The organism is Halomonas sp. HP20-15 (assembly GCF_033446685.1).
Taxonomy (GTDB): Bacteria; Pseudomonadota; Gammaproteobacteria; order Pseudomonadales; family Halomonadaceae; genus Modicisalibacter.
This window is the reverse complement of the sequence record NZ_JAWQLY010000003.1, coordinates 277392-302416: the sequence shown is the minus strand read 5'-3', so window position 1 is coordinate 302416 and position 25025 is coordinate 277392. Positions and strand designations below refer to the sequence as shown.

The following is a 25025-nucleotide window of genomic DNA, read 5'->3' as shown; positions in this document are numbered from 1 at the left end:
GGCTCGCCTGTCTCGTCAGCAAGCCAGTCGCGAACAATATCCGTCATGGAGATGCCATGGAATTTCCTGTTCTCACCGTCAACCCGGCCAAGGTCGAGACGGCCTGCCTCGTGGTCCCGGTATTTACCGATGGTGACTTGCTCCCGGTAGCCGCCAAGCTCGACGACGCCAGCGAGCGCCTGATCGGCCAGCTGATCGAGCGTGGCGACTTCGATGCCGGACTCGGCAATGTGCAGCTGATTCCCTTCGCGCCGGGCCTGGCCGCCGAACGCCTGATGCTGGTCGGCCTCGGCATGCGCGCCAAGTGCAACGAGACCAGCCTGCGCACCGCGCTGGACGCCACCTTCCCGGCGCTGGCGAAGCTGCCGCTCGACGAGGCGGTGGTCGCCTTCAGCGACGCCCCGGTGCCCGACCGCGCCGGCGACTGGAAGGCGCGCATGATCGCCGAGGCGGCCCAGCGCGCCGTCTACCGCTTCAGCGAGTTCAAGTCCGAGCCTTCCCCCGCCCCGCGCCTGTCGCGGGTCGGCCTGCTGATCAGCGACGCCGCCGAAGCCACCGCCAGCGAACGCGGCGCCCGAGTCGGCCGTGCCGTCGGCGAAGGCGTCAACTATGCACGCACCCTGGGCAACCTGCCGGGCAACGTCTGCACGCCGCGCTACCTGGCGGCGCAGGCCGAGCAGCTCGGCCGCGATTCGGCCGGCGCGCTCGGCGTCGAGATCCTCGACGAGGAAGCCCTAGAGCTGCTCGGCGCCCATTCGCTGCTCTCGGTGGGCCGCGGCAGCGAAGAGCCCTCGCGGCTGATCGTCATGCGCTACCAGGGGGCCGACGACGCCGAAGAGGCGCCCCACGTGCTCATCGGCAAGGGCATCACCTTCGACACCGGCGGCATCTCGCTCAAGCCGGGCGCCGACATGGACGAGATGAAGTTCGACATGTGCGGCGCCGCCAGCGTGTTCGGCACCGTCAAGTCGCTGCTCGCGCTCAAGCCCAGGATCAACGTGGTGGCGATCGTCGCCAGCGCCGAGAACATGCCCGACGGCCGCGCCACCAAGCCCGGCGACATCATCAAGACCTTGAAGGGGCTGACCGTCGAGGTACTCAACACCGACGCCGAGGGGCGTCTGGTGCTGTGCGATGCGCTGACCTACGCCGAGCGCTACCAGCCGGCCAGCGTGGTCGACATCGCCACCCTCACCGGCGCGGCGGTGATCGCCCTGGGCCACCATGCCACCGGGCTGTTCGCCAACGACGACGACCTGGCGCTGGACCTGCTCGACGCCGGCGAAGCCGCCTGGGATCGTGCCTGGCACATGCCGCTGTGGGACGAGTACCAGAGCCAGCTCGACTCCAACTTCGCCGACCTGGCCAACATCGGCGGGCGTCCGGCCGGCTCGATCACCGCGGCGTGCTTCCTGTCGCGCTTCACCGAGACCTACCCCTGGGCGCATCTCGACATCGCCGGCACCGCCTGGACCTCGGGCAAGCAGAAAGGCGCCAGCGGCCGTCCCGTGGGCCTGCTGACCCAATACCTGCTGGATCGCGAAGTCGAGCTGGGCGAGACCCCGGAAAACGTCGAGTAATCCGCGCAGCGACCGGCACTTCGCAACGCGTCATTCGCATGCTAATTTTCGTTGCATCGTCACGACACGAGCCGGGCTTCCCCGGCTCGTGTCGTGTATGTCATTCTCGCAGTCATTGTCCGCCACGCTGGCCTAGAGTCGCGTGGCGTGGCCCTAACCGCAACGGCCCACGGCCCGGCGATTCGCCGCACGCCGGGGCCCAGCCCTGTAACGGAGACCCCCGGTGACCACCTCTGGCTTCGACGTACGGCCTACCGCCCATCCCACGGATGCCACCATCCGCGACGAGATCCTCGGCAATTCGGGCTTCGGCCGCTATTTCAGCGACCACATGGCGCACATCCGCTGGACCGCGGACGATGGCTGGCACGGTCATGAAGTGCGCCCCTACGGCCCGCTGACCCTCGACCCCGCCGCCGCCGTGCTGCACTACGCCCAGGAGATCTTCGAAGGCATCAAGGCCTACCGGCATGCCGACGGCTCGGTGTGGACCTTCCGCCCCGAGAAGAACGCCGCGCGCTTTCGCGCCTCGGCGCGGCGACTGGCGCTACCCGAGCTCAGCGACGAAGACTTCATCGGCTCGCTGAAGGCACTGGTCGCCCAGGACCACGCCTGGGTGCCCACCCCGGCCAGCGCCGCCGAGGAAACCAGCCTCTACCTGCGCCCGTTCATGATCGCCAGCGAGAAGTTCCTCGGCGTACGCCCGGCGAAGGAGGTCGACTACTACGTGATCGCCTCGCCGGCGGCCGCCTACTTCAAGGGCGGCGTCAAGCCAGTGTCGATCTGGCTGTCGTCGAACTACAAGCGCGCCGCCCCCGGCGGCACCGGCTTCGCCAAGTGCGGTGGCAACTATGCCGCCTCGCTGGCCGCGCAGAAGGAAGCCGAGCAGCATGGCTGCGACCAGGTCGCCTTCCTCGACGCGGTGGAGAACAAGTGGGTCGAGGAGCTCGGCGGCATGAACCTGTTCTTCGTCTACCGCGACGGGCGGATCGTCACGCCCAAGCTGACCGGCACCATTCTCGAGGGGGTGACCCGCGATTCGATCATGCAGCTCGCCCGCGACGAGGGCCTGACCCCGGAAGAGCGCCACCTCAGCATCGACGAATGGCGTGAAGGCGCCGCCTCCGGCGAGATCCGCGAAGTCTTCGCCTGCGGCACCGCGGCGGTGGTCACGCCGATCGGCGAACTGGTCAGCGACGACGAGCGCATCCGCCTCACCGCCGACGGCGGCGGCGAGATTGGCAAGCGCCTGCGCACCAAGCTGCTCGATCTGCAGTACGGGCGTTGCGAGGATGCCCACGGCTGGCTGACGCGCCTGACTTAAGCCATCAAATCGAGCGACGGGCTGCGAGTCGCGGGCAGTACAGCGCCGACTCGCGGCCGGGGTGGGAGGGAACTTGTTCCCGATAGCGGAGGCTTCGAACCAACCCCTTCGCGAATAAATTCGCTCCCACGAACGCCCGTAGCCCCTAGCCCATCATCAGGCCATAGCCGTGACCCAAGTCGATTTCTACATCCTGCCCGATACCACCCGCGAGGCGCGGCTCGACTTCGCCTGTCGGCTGGCCGAGACCATCTATCGCAAGGGCTATCGGCTGCACGTGCACACCGAGGACGAAGACGAGGCCCAGGCGTTCGACGAGCGGCTGTGGACCTTCCGCGAGGACAGTTACGTGCCGCACGCGCTGAGCGGCAGCGGCCACGACGTGCCGGTGACGATCGGCTGGCAGGCGCTACCCGAACCGGCGCTCGATGCCCCGGGCATCGAGGCGATGCTCAACCTGAGCCTGACGATCCCCGAGTGGTTCTCGCGCTTCGAGCGGGTCGCCGAGATCATCAACCAGCACCAGGACATCCTCACCGCCAAGCGCGACTGCTGGCAGACCTACAGGCAGCGCGGCTATCCGGTGAAGGCGCACAAGCTTTAGCTTTTAAAGAAGCCTAGCCTTCTGACCACTCATGACGCTGACGCCCTCGGGCGCTATAATCGGGCCCATTTTCCGCCAGCCGTTGGGTCGAGCCCGCCCGCGCCACTCACTTGCACAACTTAGCCGCGCCGGTCGGCCGGGCCGATGCCGCCATCTTCACAAGAGCGATCCATGGACAAGACCTACCAACCCGAACAGATCGAAAGGCGCTGGTATCAGCGCTGGGAAGCCGATCAGCGCTTCGCGCCCTCGGGCGAAGGCCAGCCCTTCTCGATCATGATCCCGCCACCCAATGTCACCGGCAGCCTGCATATGGGTCATGCGTTCCAGGACACCATCATGGATACGCTGACCCGCTACAAGCGCATGCAGGGCCGTAACACCCTGTGGCAAGTAGGTACCGACCACGCCGGGATCGCCACCCAGATGCTGGTCGAGCGCAAGATCGCCGCCGAGAGCGGTCAGTCGCGCCACGACCTGGGCCGCGACGCCTTCATCGACAAGGTCTGGGAGTGGAAGGCCGAATCCGGCGGGCATATCACCCGCCAGTTGCGACGGATGGGCGCCAGCGTCGACTGGAGCCGCGAGCGCTTCACCATGGACGATGGCTTCTACAAGGCCGTCCAGGAAGTCTTCGTGCGGCTGTTCGACGAGGGCCTGATCTACCGCGGCAAGCGCCTGGTCAACTGGGACCCGACGCTGCACACCGCGATCTCCGATCTCGAGGTGGAAAACCGCGAGCAGCAGGGCCAGTTCTGGCACTTCCGCTACCCGCTGGCCGATGGTGCGACCACCGATAACGGCAAGAATTACCTCGTCGTCGCCACCACCCGTCCCGAGACGCTGCTCGGCGACACCGGCGTGGCCGTCAATCCGGACGACCCGCGCTATGCGTCGCTGGTCGGCAGGTTCATCGAACTGCCGCTGGTCGGCCGGCGCATCCCCATCGTCGCCGACGAGCACGCCGACATGGACAAGGGCTCGGGCTGCGTGAAGATCACCCCCGCCCACGACTTCAACGACTATGCGGTGGGCAAGCGCCAGGGCCACGTGCTGATCAACGTGTTCACCCCCGACGCGCAGATCCGCGACGCCGCCGAGGTCTTCAACCTCGACGGCACGCCCAACGCCGACGTCGACCCGACGCTGCCAGGCGCCTACCAGGGGCTCGACCGCTACGCCGCCCGCGAGGCGATCGTCGCCGACATGCAGGCGGCGGGGCTGCTCGAGAAGACCGAGAGCGTCACCAATACCCTGCCCTACGGCGACCGCTCAGGCGACGTCATCGAGCCGCTGCTGACGGACCAGTGGTTCGTCGCCGTCGAGAGCCTGGCCAAGCCGGCGATCGAGGCGGTGGAGAACGGCGCCATCGAGTTCGTGCCCAAGAACTACGAGAACATGTACTTCGCCTGGATGCGCGACCTGCAGGACTGGTGCATCTCGCGCCAGCTGTGGTGGGGCCATCGCATCCCCGCCTGGTACGACCCCGAGGGCGGCGTGTACGTCGCGCGCAGCGAGGCCGAAGCGCGCGAGAAGTACGGCCTGGCCCCCGAGGTGATCCTCACCCAGGACGACGACGTACTCGACACTTGGTTCAGCTCCGGGCTATGGACCTTCGGCACCCTGGGCTGGCCCGAGCAGACCCCCGAGCTGGCGACCTTCCACCCCACCAGCGTGCTGGTCACCGGCTTCGACATCATCTTCTTCTGGGTCGCGCGGATGATCATGATGACCCTGAAGTTCACCGGCGAGGTGCCCTTCAAGCAGGTCTACGTGCACGGCCTGGTGCGCGATGCCCAGGGCCAGAAGATGTCCAAGTCCAAGGGCAACGTGCTCGACCCCATCGACCTGATCGACGGCATCGACCTGGAAAGCCTGGCCGCCAAGCGCACCGGCAACATGATGCAGCCGCAGAAGGCGCGCGCCATCGACAAGGCCACCCGCGACGAATTTCCCGCAGGCATCGAATCCCACGGCACCGACGCGCTGCGCTTCACCTTCCTGTCGCTGGCCACCACCGGCCGCGACATCAAGTTCGACATGGGCCGCCTCGACGGCTTCCGCAACTTCTGCAACAAGCTGTGGAACGCCTCGCGCTACGTGCTGATGAATACCGAAGGCGAGGACCTGGGCGACGGCGGCCAGGCGATCGAACTTTCGCTGGCCGATCGCTGGATCGTCTCGCAGTTGCAGCACACCGAGACCCAGATCACCAAGGCGCTCGACGAGTATCGCTTCGACCAGGCTTCGCAGGCTCTCTACGAGTTCGTCTGGAACGAGTACTGCGACTGGTATCTGGAGCTTTCCAAGCCGGTGCTGTGGGACGAAGCCGCCAGCCCTGCCGCCAAGCGCGGCACCCGCCGGACCCTGGTCCGCGTGCTCGAGACGATCCTGCGTCTGGCGCAGCCGATGATGCCGTTCATCGCCGAGGAGATCTGGCAGCGCGTGGCGCCGCTGGCCGGCAAGGCGAGTGGCGACGGCGCGCAATCGGTCATGAACCAGCCGTGGCCGCAGGCGGAAACCGACAGGATCGACGCGCAGGCCGAGCGCGACATCGAGTGGCTCAAGGGGGTGATCGTCGCGGTGCGCAACATTCGCGCCGAGATGAACCTGGCGCCGGGCAAGTCGCTCGACGTGCTGTTGACCAAGGGCGGCACGGCCGACCGCGAGCGCCTCGCCGCCAACCGGGTGTTCCTCGCCAAGCTCGCCAAGCTGGAAAGCGTCAACTGGCTCGACGACCCGGCCACGGCGCCGCTGGCGGCGACTCAACTGGTCGGCGACATGGAAGTGCTGGTGCCGATGGCCGACTTGATCGACAAGGACGCCGAGCTCAAGCGCCTGAACAAGGAGCTCGACAAGCAGGACACGTTCATCGGCGGCATCGAGAAGAAGCTCGGCAACGAGGGGTTCATCGCCAAGGCGCCCGCCGCGGTGGTCGACAAGGAGCGCGCCAAGCTGGCCGAGGCCAAGGCCAGCCGCGCGGTGCTCGCCGAACAGCGCGACAAGATCGCCGCGCTGTAAGACAGGAACGAGTTGCAGCGGGCCGGACTAACTGGCCCGCTGTTCGAAGACCGCGCGCATCTCCTCGGCCGCCCGGTCGAGCACGACCGGAATCTCGCCTTGCATCGCCGGCGTATCGGTACCGCATACCCGATCGCGACCGTCGCGCTTGGCCTGGTAGAGTCGCCGGTCGGCCAGCGCGATCAGGCCGTCGATATCCTGGGCCTCGCCATTGACCGCCACGCCGATGCTGATGGTCATGTTCAAGGCGCCACGCTCAAGCGTATAGGGCGTTTCGCGTACGGCCATCGCCAGGCGCCCGGCGGCGCACAAAGCCTCGCCATGGCTCTTGCCATGGAGTACGGCGATGAACTCCTCGCCGCCGTAACGGCCCAGGGTATCCTCGTCGCGCAGGCTCGCCCGCAGGCATTCCACCAGATGGCACAGCGCCCGGTCGCCCCGCTTGTGACCGTACAGGTCGTTGATCGTCTTGAAATGATCAATGTCGATCATCAACAGCGCAAACGGCCGTGCGTTGTCCAGCGCGAGTTCGATCTCGTGCAGCACGGCGCGACGATTGAAGACTCCGGTCAGGGCGTCGTGATGGGCCTGACGCCGATAGCTTACCTCGAGACGCTGGGAGACCCCCTCCAGCCGGCGCAGAATCACCGCGAACAGCACCCCCAGGGTCGCCAGGTTGGCGATCAGCAGGATCTGTGGCGCCCAGCCTCCCAGTCTGTCGACCACCGTCGCTTCGGGGGTTCCCATCAACTGGTAGGTCGTCAGGCCCATCACCACCAGGCTGATTCCGAGCTTGGCGATCTGGCGCAGGGCACTGATGTAGGTGACCAGCAGGATCAGCGCGAAGTACAGCTCGAAGCCCAGCCCGCTGCCGTAAGTGCCGATCGAGGCCAGCATGTGCGCCGTCATCGTGATCAGCATCAGCGTCACCCCGGCACCCATGTGGCCTCGCCGATGCAGCTCGCGGGCGACCAGGGTCATGCCCAGCCCCGTCACGCTGATGACGAGTAGCCGCAGGTCGCCCAATAGCCAGAACATCGGGATGAAATCGAACAGGTAGACGACGGTCGCGATCAGGTAGAGCTGTGATAGCGTGTAGAAATAGCGCTGCCGGTCCGCAGGTAACGGACAGGTGGGTAATGACAGCGCGCGCCAGCTTCCGAGGTTACGGAACTTGCCGTTCATGGAAATCCTTTTCTCCTTCCGCCACCGTGATGGTTGCGGTCTTCGACTCGCCTTCGTGGCGATATCGCTCGGTTCTGGTTGTTACCGACCCTGGCGCTAGCCGACATCGGCACGATGCGACAGCTTGCGTTGCGCCATTTGTTCCGGCTACGACGAGACCACGCCACTCCTTGGCGGGACATATGCATTTACGGGCGTCGCAGCGACACCAGACGTTCTAAGCCGGAAGGATCAGCTACAGGGTAGACCGTTTAGCGCATGGCCCGCTACCCCCAGCCCCCGATGAGCGAGTCCGCGGCGCCACCGACACGTCCCGTTCAACACGATCGCACTGTGCTCGAAGCGCCCGGCATGGGATAGTAACGCCTTGATTCGAACAAGAGATACGCGCCCCATGCTCAACGCCCTGCATAACGAGGCCCTCGGTAAACTGATTCTGCGGCTCAGCGTCGGCTGCCTGATTCTGTTGCACGGCATCGCCAAGCTGATCGAACCCGGGACGCTGAGCTGGATTGGCGGGCAGATCGCCGCCCAGGGGTTGCCGACCTTCCTCGCCTACGGCGTGTTGATCGGCGAAGTGATCGCCCCATTGATGGCCATCCTCGGCTGGCAGGCGCGCCTGGCCGGGCTGTTGATGGCGGCCAACATGGTGGTGGCCATCATCCTGGTGCACAGCGGCGAGCTCTTCACCCTGGCCGGCAACGGCGGCTGGGCGCTCGAGCTTCAGGGACTTTATCTGTTCGGCGCGCTGGCCATCGTCTTTCTCGGAAGCGGGCGCATGGCGCTGCGTCCCGATTAGCGCACCTCGGTAACCCGACGTCAGGAAATACCCAGGGACTCGAGGCGCGCTGCCAAAAGGTTCGGAAAGCGCTTGAACCAGGTCTGGTTGAGGGGCGAGGGATGCGGCAGCGGATGCAGCCGAAACGTCGCCTCGTGGCCCTCGCCATCGGCCAGCAACGTCTCATGGCTGGCCGAGAAGCGATCGTCGCGCTTCCAGAAAGCTTCCAGTTCCTGACGCACCTCGCGTGGCTGATTGATGGCGAACCACAGGAAGGCCTCGCGGCCCAGCGTGACCAGTTCGCGACCCTGCCACGCCTCGATCAGCAGCCGTGCGATCAGGGGCTGAAAGCGCTTCTTGACCGCCATCGACCACGCCTTGTTGCCCTGCGGCTTGTAGGGCACGGTATTGGCCCAGAAGAAATGCCGCCCGATCTCTCGTGAAGCCTCGAAATCGGGCATCGGCTCGCCGTGCAGGGCCCGGTATAGCCCCTCGCGGACCTTCTGGCCGCCGGCGCCGATGAACGGCTCGCCCCACTTCACTTCCTGACGTCCCGGGTCGCGACCGAAGATGCCTACCTGAGCTTCGCGCGGCCCCAGGCCGATTATCGGCTCGCAGGGGTCGCGCTCGAAGTCGTGATAGACCTGTTCATCGATCCCCTCCAGCGTCTGCGCTTCGCGTCGCAACGCGGCATGCAGCGTCGCATCCAATGCCATCCGATCGCTCCTTGCGCGGGATCCATCACCAGCTTCCGGTATTCCCCATCGACGCCCAAGGCTCCTGCGGCGGTAGGTCGTCGCCCTGCTGCAGCAGCTCGATGGAGATGCCATCGGGCGAACGGACGAAGGCCATGTGGCCGTCACGCGGCGGCCGGTTGATGGTCACGCCGTTGGCCTGCAGGCGTTCGCATAAAACGTAGATGTCCTCGACGCGATAGGCCAAGTGGCCGAAATTGCGGCCGCCGCTATACTCCTCGGGATCCCAGTTGTAGGTCAGCTCGATCATCGCGGTGCGCTCTTCCCGGGCACGCTGCCGGTCGTCCGGCGCGGCGAGGAATACCAGCGTGAAGCGCCCCTTTTCACTCTCCTTGCGACTGATTTCCTCGAGTCCCAGCAGCTCGCAGTAGAAATGCAGGGAAGCATCGAGGTCGCTGACGCGAACCATGGTATGTAGATACTGCATCGTCTTCCTCTCTGGCTGTGTTGGATGCGAGGCATTGGCTGGCTCGCATCGACTGACATCGGCGTAGCGCCTCGGCGCCCGCTTTCCTCGCCAAGACCACTGGGGCATCATGCCCGATGACAATCGCACCGTCACATCAGGCGTGCACCGGCAGAGGCAGGGAGAACCCGCAATGTCCGACTACTGCGAGCATGCGCCGCAGCACCCCTATCATGGCCCCTATCACGATGATGAATACGGCTTCGCCGTGGCCGGCGACGACGAACTGTTCGAGCGGCTCATCCTCGAGATCAACCAGGCCGGCCTCTCGTGGCTGACCGTGCTCAAGAAGCGCGCGGCCTTCCAGGCGGCGTTCGAGGGCTTCCGGGTAGAGCGGGTGGCGGCCTATGGCGCGGCCGAGCGCGAGCGGCTGCTCAACGATGCGGGGATCATCCGCAACCGCCTCAAGGTCGACGCCGCCATTCACAACGCCGGCGTGATCCGCACCCTGCAGGCCGATCACGGTAGCTTCAAGGCCTGGCTGGACGCCCACCATCCCCAGCCGTTGGCCGACTGGGTGCGGCTATTCAAGCGCACCTTCCGCTTCACCGGCCCGGAAATCGTCAACGAGTTCCTGATGAGCACCGGCTACCTGCCCGGCGCGCATCACGACGATTGCCCGGTACAGGCGCGCATTCGCGCCTCCCGGCCGCCCTGGCTGCAGGGCTGACATGCCCTTGCCATCGCTTGCCGGGCGGTCGCCGTCTCGACGGGCCATGCCAACGCAATGCGGCGCCCGAGGCGCCGCATTGAAAGAACTTCGCGAAACGCCGAGCCCGCTCTACAGCCGTGCCACCAGGGCGCCGATCGCCTGCTTGGCTTCGCCAATCGACGCCTCGCGACGTCGATCGCCCATCGCCAGACCCTCGGCGTAGACGAAGTCGACCTCGGCGATCCCCATCAGCCCCAGCATGTGACGCAGGTGAGGAGTCTGCGAATCGAGCGCGGTGCCGGCGTATTGCCCGCCACGCGCTGTCAGCACGACCGCCCGCTTGCCTTCGACCAGCCCCTGGGGGCCATTCTCGGTGTAACGGAAGGTCTTGCCGGCGCGCAGCACCCGATCGAACCAGGCCTTGAGCTGCGAAGGAATACCCAGGTTATAGAGCGGTACCGCCAGTACCAGCACATCGTGAGCGAACAGCTCGGCGAGCGCCGCCTCGGAGCGTGCCGCCAGGTCGCGCTGCTCGGCGCTGCGCTCCTCCTCGGCAACCATCCAGCTGGCGAGTTCGGCGCCATCCAGGTGCGGCAGAGCGTCGGCAACCAGATCGCGCTCGGTGATCTGCACATCGCCACGCTCGGCGGCCTGACGCTTGAAATGCTCGGCAAGGCCACGCGATTGGCCGTTGTCGCCAAGGATCGAACTGTTGAGCAACAAAATTTTGGTCGGAGTCGTCATGATCCAGTCTCCAGCAAGGGTAATGACGACCATTATTAGATGGTTTTTTTGCAATATAAATCGCAAAAAAACGCGCTAACCATTCGATTTAAACGATTGTTACTGGCGCTCGATACCCTGCCCGCAACCTCGCAAGGTGCGCTCGGGGGTTTCGACACTCACCCGTACCGGATACGGCTGTCCGCTCATCGCATCGAAGCAGGCGCGCGCCTCGAGACGCACCGTGACAGGCTCGGCGGCATCGTTGCTACGCAGGGTAACGCTGGCCTGTTGACCGTTATTGAGATTGACCAGGTGATAATCCAGGGTGCGGCGCTGCTCGCCATAGTCGGTAACCAGCGTCATCTGCGGTGACGCGCGATCGAGATCCAGCGTCCAGCCCGGCTCGTTGCCCAGCGCATGGAAGATCGACTGCGGGTAATCGGCGCGCGTCAGGGTCTCACGGCGGATATCCTGCTGGCATTCGAGGCGCCCGTTGTCGCTCTCCACCATCGCCTTCTCGCCCTTGTTCCAGAACGTCAGGTCGTCCTTGACGTAGCGCACCCCGGAGGCCACCACGGCGCGCTCGAGCCGGTAATGGCCCTGGCCCGACCACAGCCGCAGGTAGTCGTCGGGAAACGCCGCGATCAGATCCTGCGCCGGCGTACAGCGCCAGGCGATGAACGCCTCGGCGCCATCGCCGAAGAACGCCGAGGGCAGCAGCGGCGACTGCGGCTTGGCCGGCTCAGACGGGGTGTCGTCCGGCTCGGGCACCTTGGCCGCCGCCGGCTGGCGCGCGGCGAGATCCTCGACCGCAGGCGCGGGGGCAGGGGTCGGCGAGGGACCGGCACAACCGGCCAACAGCACGGCGGCGCCGAGCAACGAAACGATACGCATGAGGACTCCTTGAAATCACCGAGTATGACGATGCTCATTATTTAGTGTCAGGATACCAATCGGCGGCGGCGACGGCTGCCTTGAATCGCCACCTATCGATGCGCGCCCCTGCACATGAAAAAACCGCTGCGGCGTTGCTCGCCACAGCGGTCGCTTTGCCACGCTCGGATCACGCTTCAGCCATGGCGCTTGCGCAACGTCCTGGCCGCCTCGACCATATTGGCCAGCGCCGGTTCGACCTCGGCCCAGCCGCGCGTCTTGAGCCCACAGTCCGGATTGACCCACAGCCGCTCGGCGGGCACCTTCTCGGCGGCCTTGTCCATCAACTGGACCATCCAGTCGACCTCGGGAATGTTCGGTGAGTGGATGTCGTAGACCCCCGGCCCGATCTCGTTGGGATAGGCGAAGTCCTGGAAGGCGTCGAGCAGCTCCATGTCCGAGCGCGAGGTTTCGATGGTGATCACGTCGGCATCCAGCGCGGCGATGGCAGCGATGATGTCGTTGAACTCGGAATAGCACATGTGGGTATGGATCTGCGTCTCGTCACGCGCCACGGCCGCCGATAGCTGAAAGCACTCGACCGCCCAGGCGAGATAGCGCTGCCAGTGCGCCTGGCGCAGCGGCAGGCCTTCGCGCAGCGCCGGCTCGTCGATCTGGATCGCCTTGATGCCGGCCGCCTCGAGATCGGCGACCTCGTCGCGCAGCGCCAGAGCGATCTGCCGGCATGATGTCTCGCGCGGCTGATCGTCGCGCACGAACGACCACTGCAGGATGGTCACCGGGCCGGTCAGCATGCCCTTCATCGGCCGGTCGGTCAGCGATTGGGCGTACTCGCTCCAGCGCACCGTCATCGCCGCGGGCCGGCTGACGTCGCCGAAGATCACCGGCGGCTTGACGCAGCGCGAGCCGTAGCTCTGCACCCAGCCGTTGGCGGTGAAGGCGAAGCCGTCGAGTTGCTCGCCGAAGTATTCGACCATGTCGTTGCGCTCCGGCTCGCCGTGTACCAGCATGTCGATGCCCAGCGCTTCCTGGCGTTCGACGGCGAAGGCGATCTCCTCGCGCATGCGCGACTCGTAGGCCGCCGCGTCGAGTTCGCCGCGCTTGAAGGCGCGCCGGGCGGCGCGGATCTCGCCGGTCTGCGGGAACGAACCGATGGTGGTGGTCGGGAACAGCGGCAGATCGAGCCGCTCGCGCTGTGCCCGGGCCCGCTGCGGGTAGCCACTGGCGCGCCGGGCATCCGCCGCGCTCACCGCCGCCAGCCGCTCGGCGACGGCCGGCTTGTGGATGCGCGCCGACTGGCGCCGCGACTCGAGCGCTTCGCTGGCGGCCTCGAGATAACGCCGATCGGCAGCGTCGCCGCGACCGTCGAGCAGGCGCGCCAGGGTTGCCACCTCGTCGAGCTTCTGGCGAGCGAAAGCCAGCCAGCGCTTGAGCTCCGGATCGAGCTGGGTTTCGGCGTTAAGGTCCACCGGCACGTGCAACAGCGAGCAGCTCGGCGCCAGCCACAGCCGCTCGCCGAGGCGCATGCGCGCGGTGGCCAGGCTCTCGCGCAGCGTCGCCAGGTCGGCGCGCCAGATGTTGCGCCCGTCGATCGCCCCCACCGAAAGAATCTTGTAGGCCGGCAGCCGGTCGAGCACCCGCTCGAGCTGCTCCGGGGCGCGTACGCAGTCGATGTGCAGGGCGTCCACCGGTAGCCCGGCGGCCAGGCTCAGGTTGTCGCCCAGCTCGCCGAAGTAGCTCGCCAGCAACAGCTTGACCGGCGCCGACTGCAGCTTGTTGTAGGCCGTCTCGAAGGCCTGTTGCCAGCTGCGCGGCAGGTCCTGGACCAGCGCCGGCTCGTCGAGCTGAACCCATTCCACCCCCTGCCCGGCGAGCCGCGCGAGAATTTCGCCATAGACGGCGACCAGGCCGTCGAGCAGTTCGAGACGATCGAAGCCCGTACTACCCTCCGCCGCTTTCTCCTTGCCCAGCCACAGCCAGGTCAGCGGACCGGTCAGCGCGACCTTGACCGGGTGACCGGCGCCATGGGCCTCGTCGACCTCGCGGAACAGCTGCTCGCTGGCGAGGCGAAAGGTCTGGCCCGGGTGCAGCTCGGGGACCAGATAGTGGTAGTTGGTATCGAAATACTTGGTCATCTCGCAGGCCGCCGCGGGCGTGCCGGTCGGCGCTCGCCCGCGGGCCATGCGGAACGTGGTATCGAGATCGACGCTTCCGCCGTCATGACCGAAGCGCGGCGGCACGGCGCCGATCAGCGCCGAGACGTTGAGCACCTGATCGTAGAAGGCGAAGTCGCCGACCGTGACGAAATCCAGCCCGGCGTCGCGCTGCGCCTGCCAGTGGCGGGCGCGCAGATCGGCGGCGGTGGCGTGAAGCGCTGCCTGGTCGGTATCGCCTTTCCAGTAAGCCTCGACGGCTTTCTTCAGCTCGCGCCCAGCGCCTATACGGGGATAGCCCAGAGTGTGTGCCAGCGTCATCGTTGCTTCCTCGGTTGGTATTAGCCGGTAAGATGGTGCGGCTTGCACCGTCGCCGTTGACCGAGAAGTCTCGCTGGCACCGTCAGGTGAATCAAACTAAATTAACTAATCATCAACGTGAATGGCTTTCATGACATGCTCGAGCTACGTCATCTCCGCACCCTTATCGCCCTGCGTGATGCCGGCTCGCTGGTGGAGGCCGCCGAGCGCGTCCATCTGACGCAGTCGGCACTGTCGCACCAGATCAAGGATCTCGAGGCACGCCTGGACAATCCGCTGTTCCAGCGCAAGACGCGACCGGTGACCTTCACCCGCGCCGGCGAGCGCCTGCTGGCGCTGGCCGACCAGATCCTGCCGCAGGTACGCATGGCCGAGCGTGACCTGGCACGCCTGGCCGGCGACGAGCAGGGCCGGCTGCACATGGCCATCGAGTGCCACAGTTGCTTCCAGTGGCTGATGCCGACCATCGACCGGTTTCGCAACCACTGGCAGGAAGTCGAAGTCGACATTCCCAGCGGCCACAACTTCGATCCGCTGCCGGCACTGGCCCGCGAGCAGCTCGACCTGGTGATCACCGCCGATCCGCAACCGCTGCCCGGGGTCCACTACGAACCGCTGTTCCGCTACGAAGGCCTGCTGGCGGTAGCCAAGCAGCATCGGCTGGCCGAACACGCTTTCGTCACCCCCGCGCAACTCGCCGACGAGACGCTGATCACCTACCCGGTCGAGCATGCGCGACTGGACGTGTTCAGCCAGTTCCTCGACCCGGCCGGATTGGCGCCACGCGAGGTGCGCACCGCCGAACTGACGATCATGATGATGCAGCTGGTGGCCAGCGGCCGGGGGGTCTGCGCGCTGCCCAACTGGGCGCTCACCGAATATCTCGAGCGCGGTTACGTACGCGCGCTGCCGCTCGGCGAGCACGGCGTGTGGAGCACGCTGTTCGCGGCCATCCGCGAGGAGAGCCGCGAACTGCCGTGGATGGAAGATTTTCTGCGCACCGCACGCGAGACCTCGTTCGCGGTACTGGAGGGCATCAAGCCGGCCTGATGGGCAGCCGCTAACGCACCCACTCGAGAATCGTCACATATCCGCCCTCGGGCAGCTGCGGGCTGGGCTGGTCGGTGGTCAGCGTCAACCGGTCGTCCTGCAGCCGTACCGTGCGGGTCAGCCGCGTGTCCTCCCAGAACACCAGACTGGCCAGGTCGACGTCGTGGTGGACCTGGTCGCCCTCCAACGTCCATTGGCCGCCATAGGCGAAGCCGCTGCGAAAATGCGCCGCCAGGCTGGCCTCGCTGGTCATGTCGAAAGGCGGACGGTCGCGCGCCACGACCTGTACCGCCATGCGCCCGGGCGCTGCGTCGTCGTCGAGCAGGTAGCACAACTGGCCGGCGGCATCGCCCAGCGGCGCCAGCTCACGACCATCCGGCCAGCGGTAGACGAAGCGCACCAGGCGCCAATGACCGGCCAGGTCGTGGGGCGTAGGCGTCGCTGAGCGAGAAGCGGTCATGGTGATACCTCGTGATGGGTCGGTCAGTTACCGATACGCGATGGCGAAGCGGTACCCGGCAGCAGCAGGCTGAAACGCGCGCCACCCAGGGTCTTGCTATCGTCGACGACGACGCTGCCACCATGCCAGAGCATGATCTTCTGCACGATCGACAGGCCCAGACCGTAACCGCCCGAGCGCCGGGCCCGGCTATCGTCGAGCCGGGCGAAGGGCTTGAAGACCTCCATGCGTTCGTGTTCGGGGACCCCGGGACCGTCGTCCTCGACGTCCAGACGAACCGCCCGGGCATCGTGGGACAACTTGATCAGCACTCGCGACTCGGCGTGCCGGCAGGCGTTGGCGACCAGGTTCTGTAGCGCACGCTGCAGGTAACGGGGCTCGGCGACCACCTCGATCTCCTCGCCGGGAGCGATCGCCAGGTCGATATGCGGATGCAGCGAGTCGAGCGCCTCGACGACCCGCGCCGCCAGGTCGCGACATTCGACCGTCTCGGCCTCGAGACGCACACCGCTGGCGTTGTCGCTGCCCAGCTTGGCGTAGGTGAGAATCTCGTCGATCAATTGGTCGAGCTCCTCGATGTCGCTGTCGATGCCCTTGAGTTGGCGACGCACGCCCTCCTGCTCGGTCATGTCGTCGACCATCTGCACGGCGAAGCGAATCCGCGCCACCGGCGTGCGCAGCTCGTGGGAGACCGCGCGGATCATCTCCTGCTGGGCACGGATCAGCGACTGGACCTGGGCGGCCATGCCATTGAAGGCCATGCCCAGGCGACCCATGAAGTCGCTGCTGTCGACCTTGACGCGGGTGTCCAGATAGCCGCCGGCGATGCGTGTCGCGGCCTTTTCCAGCCGCGCCATGCGCGCCTCGACGCTGCGCACGATCAGGTAGATCGCCCCGGCCAGCAGCATCAGCGCCACCAGCACCAGCCCGAGGGTTAGCACCAGCGGCATGGGGTCGAAGGCGTGCAGCGGCCCCACCCGAATCCAGCGCGTGCCACTGTGCTCGGTCATCGGCTTGAGCCTGGCGAAGGCCGAGACCGTGCCTTGCTCGGCCAGCAGATGCATCACCACGTCACCGTCCTCGAGGCGCTCGAGTTGTTCGTCGTCGAGTACCGTGGGCGGCGCCAGGGACAGCGAGACAGGCAACGCCTGACGGTCGATCAGGCTCTGCAACGGCGATTCGGGGGAGTATTTGCCTTCGAGCCAGACCCGCAGGCTGCCGACCAGGCCGCGTAGCTGTTGCTCGGAGAGATGCCTGAGGCGCGCCTCGAGCAGCAGCGGCTCGTTGGGCAGCCGCCGCCACAGGTGCCAATTGCCGTCGCCGTCGCGTGCGACCAGCGGGCGAGCCTCCTCGAGTCGCGCCCGCTGGAAGTAATTGAAGTCGGGTTCGTCGACCTGGTGCAGGGTCAGCACCATGTCGAGGCGCTCGCTCTGATCCGCCAGCCAAGACTCGCGCTTTGTGGGGTCGACCTCGGCTACCAGCGTCGTCAGCAGCGCCATGGGCGCCTCGGCCATGGACTCGCGATAATGCTCGCGGCGCACCTGATCGACGATCAGGTAGCCCAGCATCGCCAGGCCGAACGTCAAGACCAGCGCCAGCAACAGGGCTGCATAGACCCGCAGGAAAGTGCTGTCGGCCAGCGCGCGACGCATGGCGATCATGCGTCCTTGACGAACAGGTAGCCTTTGCTGCGCACCGTCTTGATACGGTGCGGATGGTTGGGGTCATCGCCGATCTTGGGCCGGATCCGCGAAACGCGCACATCGATGGAGCGATCCTGGCCGTCGTACTTGATGCCGCGCAACGCCGAGAATATCTCCTCGCGGGTCAGCACGCGGCCGGCATTGTCGGCGAGCAGCCACAGCAGGTCGAATTCGGCGCTGGTCAGGTCGATGCGTTCATCCTCGAGCCAGGCCTCGCGCGTGGCGCTATCGATCAGCAGATTGCCGAAGGTCAGACGCACCGCGCCGCTACCGCTCTCCGCCGGGTCGCTACGCCGCATCAGCGCACGCATGCGTGCCAGCAATACCCGCGGCTGCACCGGCTTGGGCACGTAATCGTCGGCGCCCATCTCGAGTCCCAGCACCTGATCCATGTCGTCGGTGCGCGCGGTCAGCATCAGAATCGGCCCGGCATAACGAGGCCGCACGCGACGACAGATCGACAGGCCATCCTCCCCGGGGAGCATCAGGTCGAGTATCACGATATCCGGCGCGAGTTCGACGATCCGCTCGACCCCATGGGCGCCGTCGGCCTCGATCCTCACCTCGAACCCATTGGCCTCGAGGTATTCTCGAGTCAGATTCGCTAGACGCTCATCGTCCTCGATGATCAGTACCAGATCCTTGTCTCTACTGTCCAAGCTGTCATCCATCCTGTTGACTGGAGTGGCGTCGTCGTCCGCCACGGTCGGTAACGTTCTAGAAGCCTAGCGCATGCTACACCCCTGCAACAGGCCGTTACGAGGAAGTCACCCCAACCATAGCGGATAGATGCCAATGCTACCTCAAATCATTCGTATCGATGAACTCTTCGCCTAATCCAGGGTAATCGCATGTAACGCCCCATTTCGTTCACGCCGAGTAGCTGAGCCGCGGTTTACCCGATGCCACAAGGATTCGCTTGAGGTTGCGCTTACGCTTCACCGGACCCGATTAGGCGTCAGGTTCACGTCAAGACATAGAGCTTTCCCGCCCGGTCCAGGTGCGCCCTCATTTCATCAATCGCCAGATCGCCATCGTGTCTGCGTATGGCACCGAGAATGCGCGCATGCTCCTCCAGGGTAATGTGCTCGTTGCCCTTCCAGTGCAACGCCGAGCTATGAAAGTTCGCCAGCCAGTCGAGCATGGCCTTGCTCACCGCGATGAAGATGGCATTGCCGGTCGTCTCGGCGATGGCCACATGAAACGACATGTCGGCCTTGATGAACGCGCCGACATCGCCATTCAGTTGAGCGCGCTGCGCCTCGAGTAGCGTTTCCAGCCGCTCGATGTCCTCCTGTGTGGCCTGCTGCGCCGCGCGGGCGACCATTCCGAGTTCGAAGAAGGCCCTCGCCTCCTTGAGCTGCGCCAGCGATTGCGGCGAACTCGACAGCATGTGCATGGCCGTCAGTTCGATCTGCGAGAGCACCCCCGACGCCGTGGGCATGGTCACCGTGGGTCGCTGGCCATGATGGATACTGACCAGGCCGGCACGCTCCAGCGACTGCATCGCCTCGCGCACCGCCGGCCGACCTACCCCGAACATCTCCATCAACTGGCGCTCCGACGGCAGGCTGTCGCCCGGCCGGTAGTCGCCGTTGAGCAGCATGGCGTAGAGCCGGTCGAACACGTCGTCGGACAGCTTGCGGCGGGAAATCTTCAGGGCATCGCTCATGGCGTGTCTCTTGCGGTGGTCGGGAGCCAGCTTATCCAAACGCCTGACTGACTTCAGCCCTGTCCATCACGGCGCAGGTTGCGACCAAAGTCTCGTTTGACAGCACGGCCCACTTATCATGTCATCATACCAGTTGTTTGGCATTTCTTACCATCGACAAGGCAGGACAACAAATGACACGCATTGCATTGGTCGGTGCCGGCGGCAAGATGGGCTTTCGTCTGTCGCGCAACCTCAAGAACTCCGAATTCACGGTCGATCACGTTGAGGTCAGCGAGGCAGGACGCGCCCGGCTGAAGCAGGAACTGGGCATCGAATGCACCGACGTCGAGCGTGCCGTTCCCGCAGCCGACGTGGTGATCCTGGCCGTGCCGGACACGCTGGTCGGCAAGATCTCGCATCAGCTTTCGCCGATGATGGAAAGCGGCACCATGGTCATCACGCTCGATGCCGCCGCCCCCTTCGCCGGCCATCTGCCCGCGCGTGACGACCTGACCTACTTCGTCACCCACCCCTGCCATCCGCCGATCTTCAATGACGAAACGGACCTGGAAGCCAAGAAGGACTACTTCGGCGGCCTCAAGGCCACCCAGCACATCGTCAGCGCCCTGATGCAGGGGCCCGAGGACAGCTTCGAACTCGGCGAGCGCATCGCCCGGACCATCTACGCCCCGGTCGGCCGCTCGCACCGGGTCAGCGTCGACGAGATGGCCCTGCTCGAGCCGGGGCTTTCGGAGACGGTCTGCGCCACTCTGCTGGCGGTAATGCGCGAGGCCATGGACGAGGTCGTGGCGCGGGGCGTATCCCCGCAGTGCGCCCGGGACTTCCTGCTCGGTCACATGAACATCCTCGCCGCCGTGATCTTCGACGAGCAGCCCGGTGCCTTCTCGGACGCCTGCAACAAGGCCATCGAGAACGGCAAGCCGATGCTGATGCGCGACGACTGGAAGAAGGTCTTCGAGCGAGAGGAGATCGCCGAGAGTATCCGTCGCATCACCTGAGCGCCTGCATGGATCACATGAACCGAGCGAGAGACGCATCATGAGCGAACGGATCCACGCCACCTATCTCATCGAGACACCCTACCCCCTCGAGCGGGCCGCCGAGGTGATGGCCGGCGAACAGTCGTCGGGCACCTTCACCCGGCTGGCCAACGAGACCGATGAGCTGCGCGCCAACCACGGCGCCAGCGTCGAGCGCATCGAGCCGCTCGAGTGCGTCGAGACGCCCTCGCTGCCGGTGCGGCCAACCAGGGGCAGCGACATGCCGCGCTACCAGCGGGCACGGGTCACGCTGTCCTGGCCGATCGCCAACCTCGGGCCGTCCCTGCCCAACCTGCTGTCCACCCTCGCCGGCAACCTGTTCGAGTTGAAGGAGTTCTCGGCCCTCAAGCTGCTCGACCTGACGCTGCCGGACAGCTTCGCCGCGGCCTATCCCGGGCCGCAGTTCGGCATCGCCGGCACGCGCGAGCTCACCGGCATCGAGCGGCGCCCGCTGATCGGCACCATCATCAAGCCCAGCGTGGGCCTGACCCCGGCGCAGACCGCCGAGGTCGTGGAACAGCTCGTCGCGGGCGGCATCGACTTCATCAAGGACGACGAGTTGCAGGCCAACGGCCCGCACAATCCCCTCAAGGCGCGGGTCGATGCGGTCATGCCGATCATCAATGCCCACGCCGAACGCACCGGACGCAAGGTGATGTACGCCTTCAACATCACCGGGGACATCGACGAGATGCGCGATCACCACGACTACGTGGCCGCCGCCGGCGGCAGCTGCGTCATGGTCGCCGTCAATAGCGTGGGCCTGGCCGGCGTGGCGCACCTGCGCAAGCATTGCCGATTGGCGCTGCACGGCCACCGAGCCGGCTGGGGCATGTTCAGCCGCTCGCCGCACCTGGGCATGAGCTTCGTCGCCTACCAGAAGCTATGGCGCCTGGCCGGGGTCGATCATATCCACGTCAACGGCCTGGCCAACAAGTTCAGCGAGGCCGATGCCAGCGTGATCGCCAGTGCCCGCGCCTGTTTATCGCCGATGTTCGCGCCGCCCGCCCCGGGCTGCGAGGTCATGCCGGTATTCTCGTCCGGCCAGACGGCACGCCAGGCGGTGGAGACCTACCAGGCGCTGGGCAGCACCGATCTGATCTTCTGTGCCGGTGGCGGCATCATGGCTCACCCCGGCGGCATCGCCAGCGGCGTCAGGAGCCTGCGCCAGGCCTGGGATGCGGCCGTGCAGGGCGAGTCGCTGGAAGTCCATGCCGCCGAGCACCGCGAACTCGCCGAGGCCCTGGAGACCTTCCGATGAGCGTGAACGAGCCTCTGATCAGCTATTACGGGGACGACCTCACCGGATCCACCGACGTGCTCGAAGCCCTGAGCAGTCAGGGCGTGCCGACGGTGCTGTTCACGACCGTTCCCGACGACGCACAACTGGCCCGCTTCGCGGCGTGCCGTGCCATCGGCCTGGCCGGCACCAGCCGCAGCGAGTCCCCAGAGTGGATGCGGCAGCATCTGGCCCCGGCGCTGACCTGGCTGGGCGAACGCCGTGCCGGACTGTGCCACTACAAGACCTGCTCGACGTTCGACAGCGCCCCCGACACCGGCAGCATCGGCTGTGCGCTGGAGATCGGGCGCGAGGTGTTCGGCCAATCCTGCGTGCCCATCGTGGTCGGCGTGCCGCAGATGAAGCGCTACACCGCCTTCGGCCACCTGTTCGCCGCGTTCCGGGGCGAGGTGTACCGCATCGACCGGCATCCGGTGATGGCGCGCCATCCGGTGACGCCGATGCGCGAAGCCGACCTGCGCCGCCATCTCGCCGCCCAGACCACGCTCGACATCGGCCTGGCGGACCTGGCCTCGCTGACCGCAGCCGACATCGATCAGCGCATCGACGACTGGCAACAGCGGCATCAGGCATTGCTCTACGACGTCGTCGACGAAACCACCCAGGCCAGCGTCGGCCATCAGCTATGGCGCACGCGCCAGGCCGACGGCGGCTATGTCGTGGGTTCCTCCGGGGTCGAGTACGCGCTGATTTCCGAATGGCGCCGCCAAGGGCTGATCGGCCCGCCACCGCGCTTTGCCGACCCCGGCGGCGTGGAGCGGATCGCCGTGGTCTCGGGAAGCTGCTCGGAAACCACCGCGCGTCAGATTCGCTGGGCGAGCGACCACGGTTTCCAGGCCATCGCCGTGGATGCCGTCCGGCTGGCCGATCCGGCCGGCAGCGAGGCGGAACGCGACGCGGCGATCCGGCACGGCCTGGCGGCCCTGCGCTCCGGCGCCAGCGTCATCCTGCATACCGCACTGGGCCCCGAGGGCGCCGACCCGGCGCTTAATGGCGAGCAGGCCCGTCACGGCATCGGCCGGCGCCTGGGCGAGATCCTGCGCGAACTGCTCGTCGCCGAGCGCCTGACTCGCGTGGTGGTCGCCGGTGGCGACACCTCGAGTCATGCCCTGCAGCAGTTGGGAATCCATGCCCTGACCATGCGCCTGCCGTTGCCCGAGACGCCCGGCTCGCCGCTGTGCACGGCCTACAGCAGCGATGCGCGCTTCGATGGCCTGGAGATCGCCTTCAAGGGCGGCCAGATCGGCAGCGACGGTTACCTTGCCACCATCCGCGATGGTGGCGTCCGGTCCCGATAGGGTTTTCGACACCGAGACGTCAAGCCGACGTCTCGGCGAGACCCTCCTACATTTCCTCCAGGATACGAATCAACTCCGGCGCCAGCCGATCGCCATGGCCTTGCTCGTTGACTTCGCGGTACAGCGACTCGATGGCCCCGGCGACGCGGTGCGGCGCCTTCACGTCCTCGGCCATGGCGTTGTAATAGCCGACGTCCTTGAGGGTGTTGGCGAGACTGAAGCGGAACCCCGACGGGTCGTCGGCGACGATGAACGGGCGCAGCCGCTCGAGTACGACGCCGGCGCCCCCGCCGTTGCCCAGCACCTCGAGAAACACGTCGTCGGCGATCCCGGCATGGCGCGCCGTCGACGCGGCTTCGGCGAGCACCGCGGTGAACCCCAGCGACACGTAGTTGTGCAGCAGCTTGAGCTTGTGGCCCGAGCCCACCGGGCCGCCATGGGTGATGTTCTCGGCGAAGTCCTGCAACAGCGGAAGCACCTCACGGAACAGTTCGTCCGGCGCCCCGACGATCAGGTTCAACCGGCCCTCGGCGGCTTCCTTGGGGGTGCGCGTCATGGCGGCGTCCAGGAACTGACCGCCGGCCGCGGCGACCCGCTCGGCGATCTTCAGCGTGGAACTGGGAATCGCCGTGGAGCAGTCGATGACCACGGTTTCCGCGCCCAGCCCCTCGATCACCCCACCCGGCTCGAACAGCACGCTTTCCACCTGCGGCGTGCCGGTCACGCACAGGATCACCACCTCGGATGCCTCGGCGACCTCGCGGGCGCTGCGCTTGAGCGCCGCGCCCTTGCCGAGCAGGTCGTCGACCGGCTGGTTGCCGGGATGATCGAGAAAGCACAACTCATGCTGGTGTCGCAGCAGGCTGGTGGCGATGCCGTGGCCCATAAGGCCGATGCCCACCATGCCGACGCGATAGGGTTTGCTCATGCCCGTTCCTCCTCGATGGCCGGCTGGGGTTGCGCGTCGCCCGCCGTCAACGCCTCGGCGATGGCGCGGCCCAGCGTCTCGGTCGTGCCGTTGCCCTTGAGGTCGGGGGTGATCACGCTCGGGTCGCTGCGCTGCATGACCGCCTCGATGGCGCTGACGATGGCCTTGCCGGCCTCGACCTCGCCGAGATGCTCGAGCATCATCGCCCCGCACCAGATCTGGCCGATGGGATTGGCGATGCCCTTGCCGGCGATGTCCGGCGCGCTGCCGTGGACCGGCTCGAACAGGCTGGGGTATTCGCGGGTCGGATTGATGTTGCCGGACGGCGCGATGCCGATGGTGCCGGTGCACGCCGGGCCCAGGTCGGAGAGGATGTCGCCGAACAGGTTGCTGGCCACCACCACGTCGAACCAGTCGGGATGCAGCACGAAGTTGGCGGTGAGGATATCGATGTGGAACTGATCGACGTTGACGTCCGGGTAGTTCGCCTGCATCGCCTTGACCCGCTCGTTCCAGTACGGCATCGAGATCGACAGACCGTTGGACTTGGTCGCCGAGGTCAGCTTTTTACGGGGGCGGGTGGCTGCCAGCTCGAAGGCGTACTTGAGCACCCGATCGACCCCGGTGCGGGTCATGATGGTTTCCTGCAGCACCACCTCGCGGTCGGTGCCCTCGAACACGCGTCCGCCCAGGCGCGAGTATTCGCCCTCGGTGTTCTCGCGCACCACCATGAAATCGATGTCGCCCGGCCCGCGGCCCTTGAGCGGGCTCTCGATGCCCGGCATCAATCGGCACGGGCGCAGGTTGACGTACTGGTCGAAGGCGCGCCGGAACTTGAGCAGCGAGCCCCACGCCGAGACGTGATCGGGCACGGTATCGGGCCAGCCCACCGCACCGAAGAAGATGGCGTCGAAGCGCATCAGCGTCTCGTACCAGTCGTCCGGCAGCATGTCGCCATGCGCCATGTAATAGGCGCAGCTGGCGAAATCGAATGCCTCGAATTCCAGCGACAGGTCGAAGCGCTTGGCCGCCGCCTTCAGCACGCGCAGCCCCTCCGGCACGACCTCGAGGCCGATCCCGTCACCCGGCAACACCACAATCTTGTAGGTCAT

22 protein-coding genes are annotated in these 25025 nt (G+C 66.2%); 10 read left to right on the top strand and 12 right to left on the bottom strand.

Features of this window, described 5'->3' with window-relative positions:
* The first annotated feature begins 56 nt into the window (after positions 1-56).
* The 4 genes from R6258_RS06030 (at position 57) to R6258_RS06015 (ending at position 6529) form a co-directional block, all read left to right on the top strand.
* Positions 57-1580: a leucyl aminopeptidase gene (locus R6258_RS06030; protein WP_318448597.1), complete on the top strand. Its 1524-nt coding sequence runs from the start codon at positions 57-59 to the stop codon at positions 1578-1580.
* Positions 1581-1803: 223 nt separating this feature from the next.
* A complete protein-coding gene (locus R6258_RS06025) occupies positions 1804-2904 on the top strand; it encodes a branched-chain amino acid aminotransferase (RefSeq protein WP_318448595.1) in 1101 nt (366 codons plus the stop codon).
* Between the two features lie 169 nt (positions 2905-3073).
* Complete coding sequence (locus tag R6258_RS06020; protein WP_318448593.1) at positions 3074-3508, top strand: DNA polymerase III subunit chi; 435 nt, start codon at positions 3074-3076, stop codon at positions 3506-3508.
* Between the two features lie 171 nt (positions 3509-3679).
* Positions 3680-6529 carry a valine--tRNA ligase gene (locus R6258_RS06015; protein WP_318448591.1) on the top strand — a complete coding sequence of 950 codons (2850 nt, stop codon included), beginning with the start codon at positions 3680-3682 and terminating at the stop codon, positions 6527-6529.
* Between the two features lie 27 nt (positions 6530-6556).
* Here the strand turns inward: R6258_RS06015 and R6258_RS06010 are convergent, their stop codons facing one another.
* Positions 6557-7714, bottom strand: a complete 1158-nt coding sequence (locus R6258_RS06010) for a GGDEF domain-containing protein (RefSeq protein ID WP_318448589.1) — start codon at positions 7712-7714, stop codon at positions 6557-6559.
* A 394-nt stretch (positions 7715-8108) separates the two neighbouring features.
* Between R6258_RS06010 and R6258_RS06005 the strand changes: the two genes are divergently transcribed.
* Positions 8109-8513, top strand: a complete 405-nt coding sequence (locus R6258_RS06005; RefSeq protein ID WP_318448587.1) for a DoxX family protein — start codon at positions 8109-8111, stop codon at positions 8511-8513.
* A 20-nt stretch (positions 8514-8533) separates the two neighbouring features.
* On the opposite strand, the gene R6258_RS06000 is transcribed toward R6258_RS06005, so the two are convergent.
* Positions 8534-9208 carry a uracil-DNA glycosylase family protein gene (locus R6258_RS06000; protein ID WP_318448585.1) on the bottom strand — a complete coding sequence of 225 codons (675 nt, stop codon included), beginning with the start codon at positions 9206-9208 and terminating at the stop codon, positions 8534-8536.
* Positions 9209-9233: 25 nt separating this feature from the next.
* The gene (gene gloA / locus R6258_RS05995) at positions 9234-9674 is read right to left on the bottom strand and encodes a lactoylglutathione lyase (RefSeq protein ID WP_318448583.1); all 441 of its coding nucleotides are present in this window, start codon (positions 9672-9674) and stop codon (positions 9234-9236) included.
* Positions 9675-9846: 172 nt separating this feature from the next.
* Here gloA and R6258_RS05990 point away from each other — a divergent pair, with 172 nt between their 5' ends.
* Complete coding sequence (locus R6258_RS05990; RefSeq protein WP_318448581.1) at positions 9847-10383, top strand: DNA-3-methyladenine glycosylase I; 537 nt, start codon at positions 9847-9849, stop codon at positions 10381-10383.
* Between the two features lie 111 nt (positions 10384-10494).
* Here the strand turns inward: R6258_RS05990 and R6258_RS05985 are convergent, their stop codons facing one another.
* The 3 genes from R6258_RS05985 to metE form a co-directional block, all read right to left on the bottom strand.
* Positions 10495-11109, bottom strand: coding sequence for an FMN-dependent NADH-azoreductase (locus R6258_RS05985; protein WP_318448578.1), 615 nt, complete (start codon positions 11107-11109; stop codon positions 10495-10497).
* 99 nt (positions 11110-11208) lie between these two features.
* Positions 11209-11985, bottom strand: coding sequence for an MliC family protein (locus tag R6258_RS05980; protein WP_318448576.1), 777 nt, complete (start codon positions 11983-11985; stop codon positions 11209-11211).
* 176 nt (positions 11986-12161) lie between these two features.
* On the bottom strand, positions 12162-14459 hold the full coding sequence (gene metE / locus R6258_RS05975; RefSeq protein WP_318448575.1) for a 5-methyltetrahydropteroyltriglutamate--homocysteine S-methyltransferase: 2298 nt from the start codon (positions 14457-14459) through the stop codon (positions 12162-12164).
* 135 nt (positions 14460-14594) lie between these two features.
* Here metE and R6258_RS05970 point away from each other — a divergent pair, with 135 nt between their 5' ends.
* Positions 14595-15509: a LysR family transcriptional regulator gene (locus R6258_RS05970; RefSeq protein ID WP_318448573.1), complete on the top strand. Its 915-nt coding sequence runs from the start codon at positions 14595-14597 to the stop codon at positions 15507-15509.
* 10 nt (positions 15510-15519) lie between these two features.
* Here R6258_RS05970 and R6258_RS05965 read toward each other — a convergent pair whose 3' ends face one another.
* The 4 genes from R6258_RS05965 to nanR all read right to left on the bottom strand — a co-directional run bounded on the left by R6258_RS05965 (position 15520) and on the right by nanR (position 19344).
* On the bottom strand, positions 15520-15969 hold the full coding sequence (locus R6258_RS05965) for a lipocalin-like domain-containing protein (protein WP_318448571.1): 450 nt from the start codon (positions 15967-15969) through the stop codon (positions 15520-15522).
* 23 nt (positions 15970-15992) lie between these two features.
* On the bottom strand, positions 15993-17621 hold the full coding sequence (locus tag R6258_RS05960) for an ATP-binding protein (protein ID WP_318448569.1): 1629 nt from the start codon (positions 17619-17621) through the stop codon (positions 15993-15995).
* A gap of 5 nt (positions 17622-17626) precedes the next feature.
* Positions 17627-18343: a winged helix-turn-helix domain-containing protein gene (locus R6258_RS05955; RefSeq protein WP_318448567.1), complete on the bottom strand. Its 717-nt coding sequence runs from the start codon at positions 18341-18343 to the stop codon at positions 17627-17629.
* A gap of 293 nt (positions 18344-18636) precedes the next feature.
* Complete coding sequence (gene nanR, locus R6258_RS05950; RefSeq protein WP_318448565.1) at positions 18637-19344, bottom strand: transcriptional regulator NanR; 708 nt, start codon at positions 19342-19344, stop codon at positions 18637-18639.
* A gap of 173 nt (positions 19345-19517) precedes the next feature.
* On the opposite strand from nanR, the gene R6258_RS05945 reads away from it, so the two are divergent.
* Genes R6258_RS05945 through R6258_RS05935 form a run of 3 tightly spaced genes read left to right on the top strand, consistent with a single transcriptional unit; the run spans position 19518 to position 22985 of the window.
* On the top strand, positions 19518-20345 hold the full coding sequence (locus tag R6258_RS05945) for a phosphogluconate dehydrogenase C-terminal domain-containing protein (protein ID WP_318448564.1): 828 nt from the start codon (positions 19518-19520) through the stop codon (positions 20343-20345).
* A 40-nt stretch (positions 20346-20385) separates the two neighbouring features.
* Positions 20386-21648 (top strand): ribulose-bisphosphate carboxylase large subunit family protein, encoded by a 1263-nt coding sequence (locus tag R6258_RS05940; RefSeq protein WP_318448563.1) that lies wholly within the window; start codon positions 20386-20388, stop codon positions 21646-21648.
* On the top strand, positions 21645-22985 hold the full coding sequence (locus tag R6258_RS05935; protein WP_318448561.1) for a four-carbon acid sugar kinase family protein: 1341 nt from the start codon (positions 21645-21647) through the stop codon (positions 22983-22985). The genes R6258_RS05940 and R6258_RS05935 overlap by 4 nt, the downstream gene beginning before the upstream one ends.
* Positions 22986-23031: 46 nt before the next feature.
* Here R6258_RS05935 and R6258_RS05930 read toward each other — a convergent pair whose 3' ends face one another.
* Both R6258_RS05930 and R6258_RS05925 read right to left on the bottom strand, forming a co-directional pair.
* A complete protein-coding gene (locus R6258_RS05930) occupies positions 23032-23913 on the bottom strand; it encodes an NAD(P)-dependent oxidoreductase (protein ID WP_318448559.1) in 882 nt (293 codons plus the stop codon).
* Positions 23910-25025, bottom strand: a complete 1116-nt coding sequence (locus tag R6258_RS05925) for a tartrate dehydrogenase (RefSeq protein ID WP_318448557.1) — start codon at positions 25023-25025, stop codon at positions 23910-23912. Before R6258_RS05925 ends, R6258_RS05930 begins: the two co-directional genes overlap by 4 nt.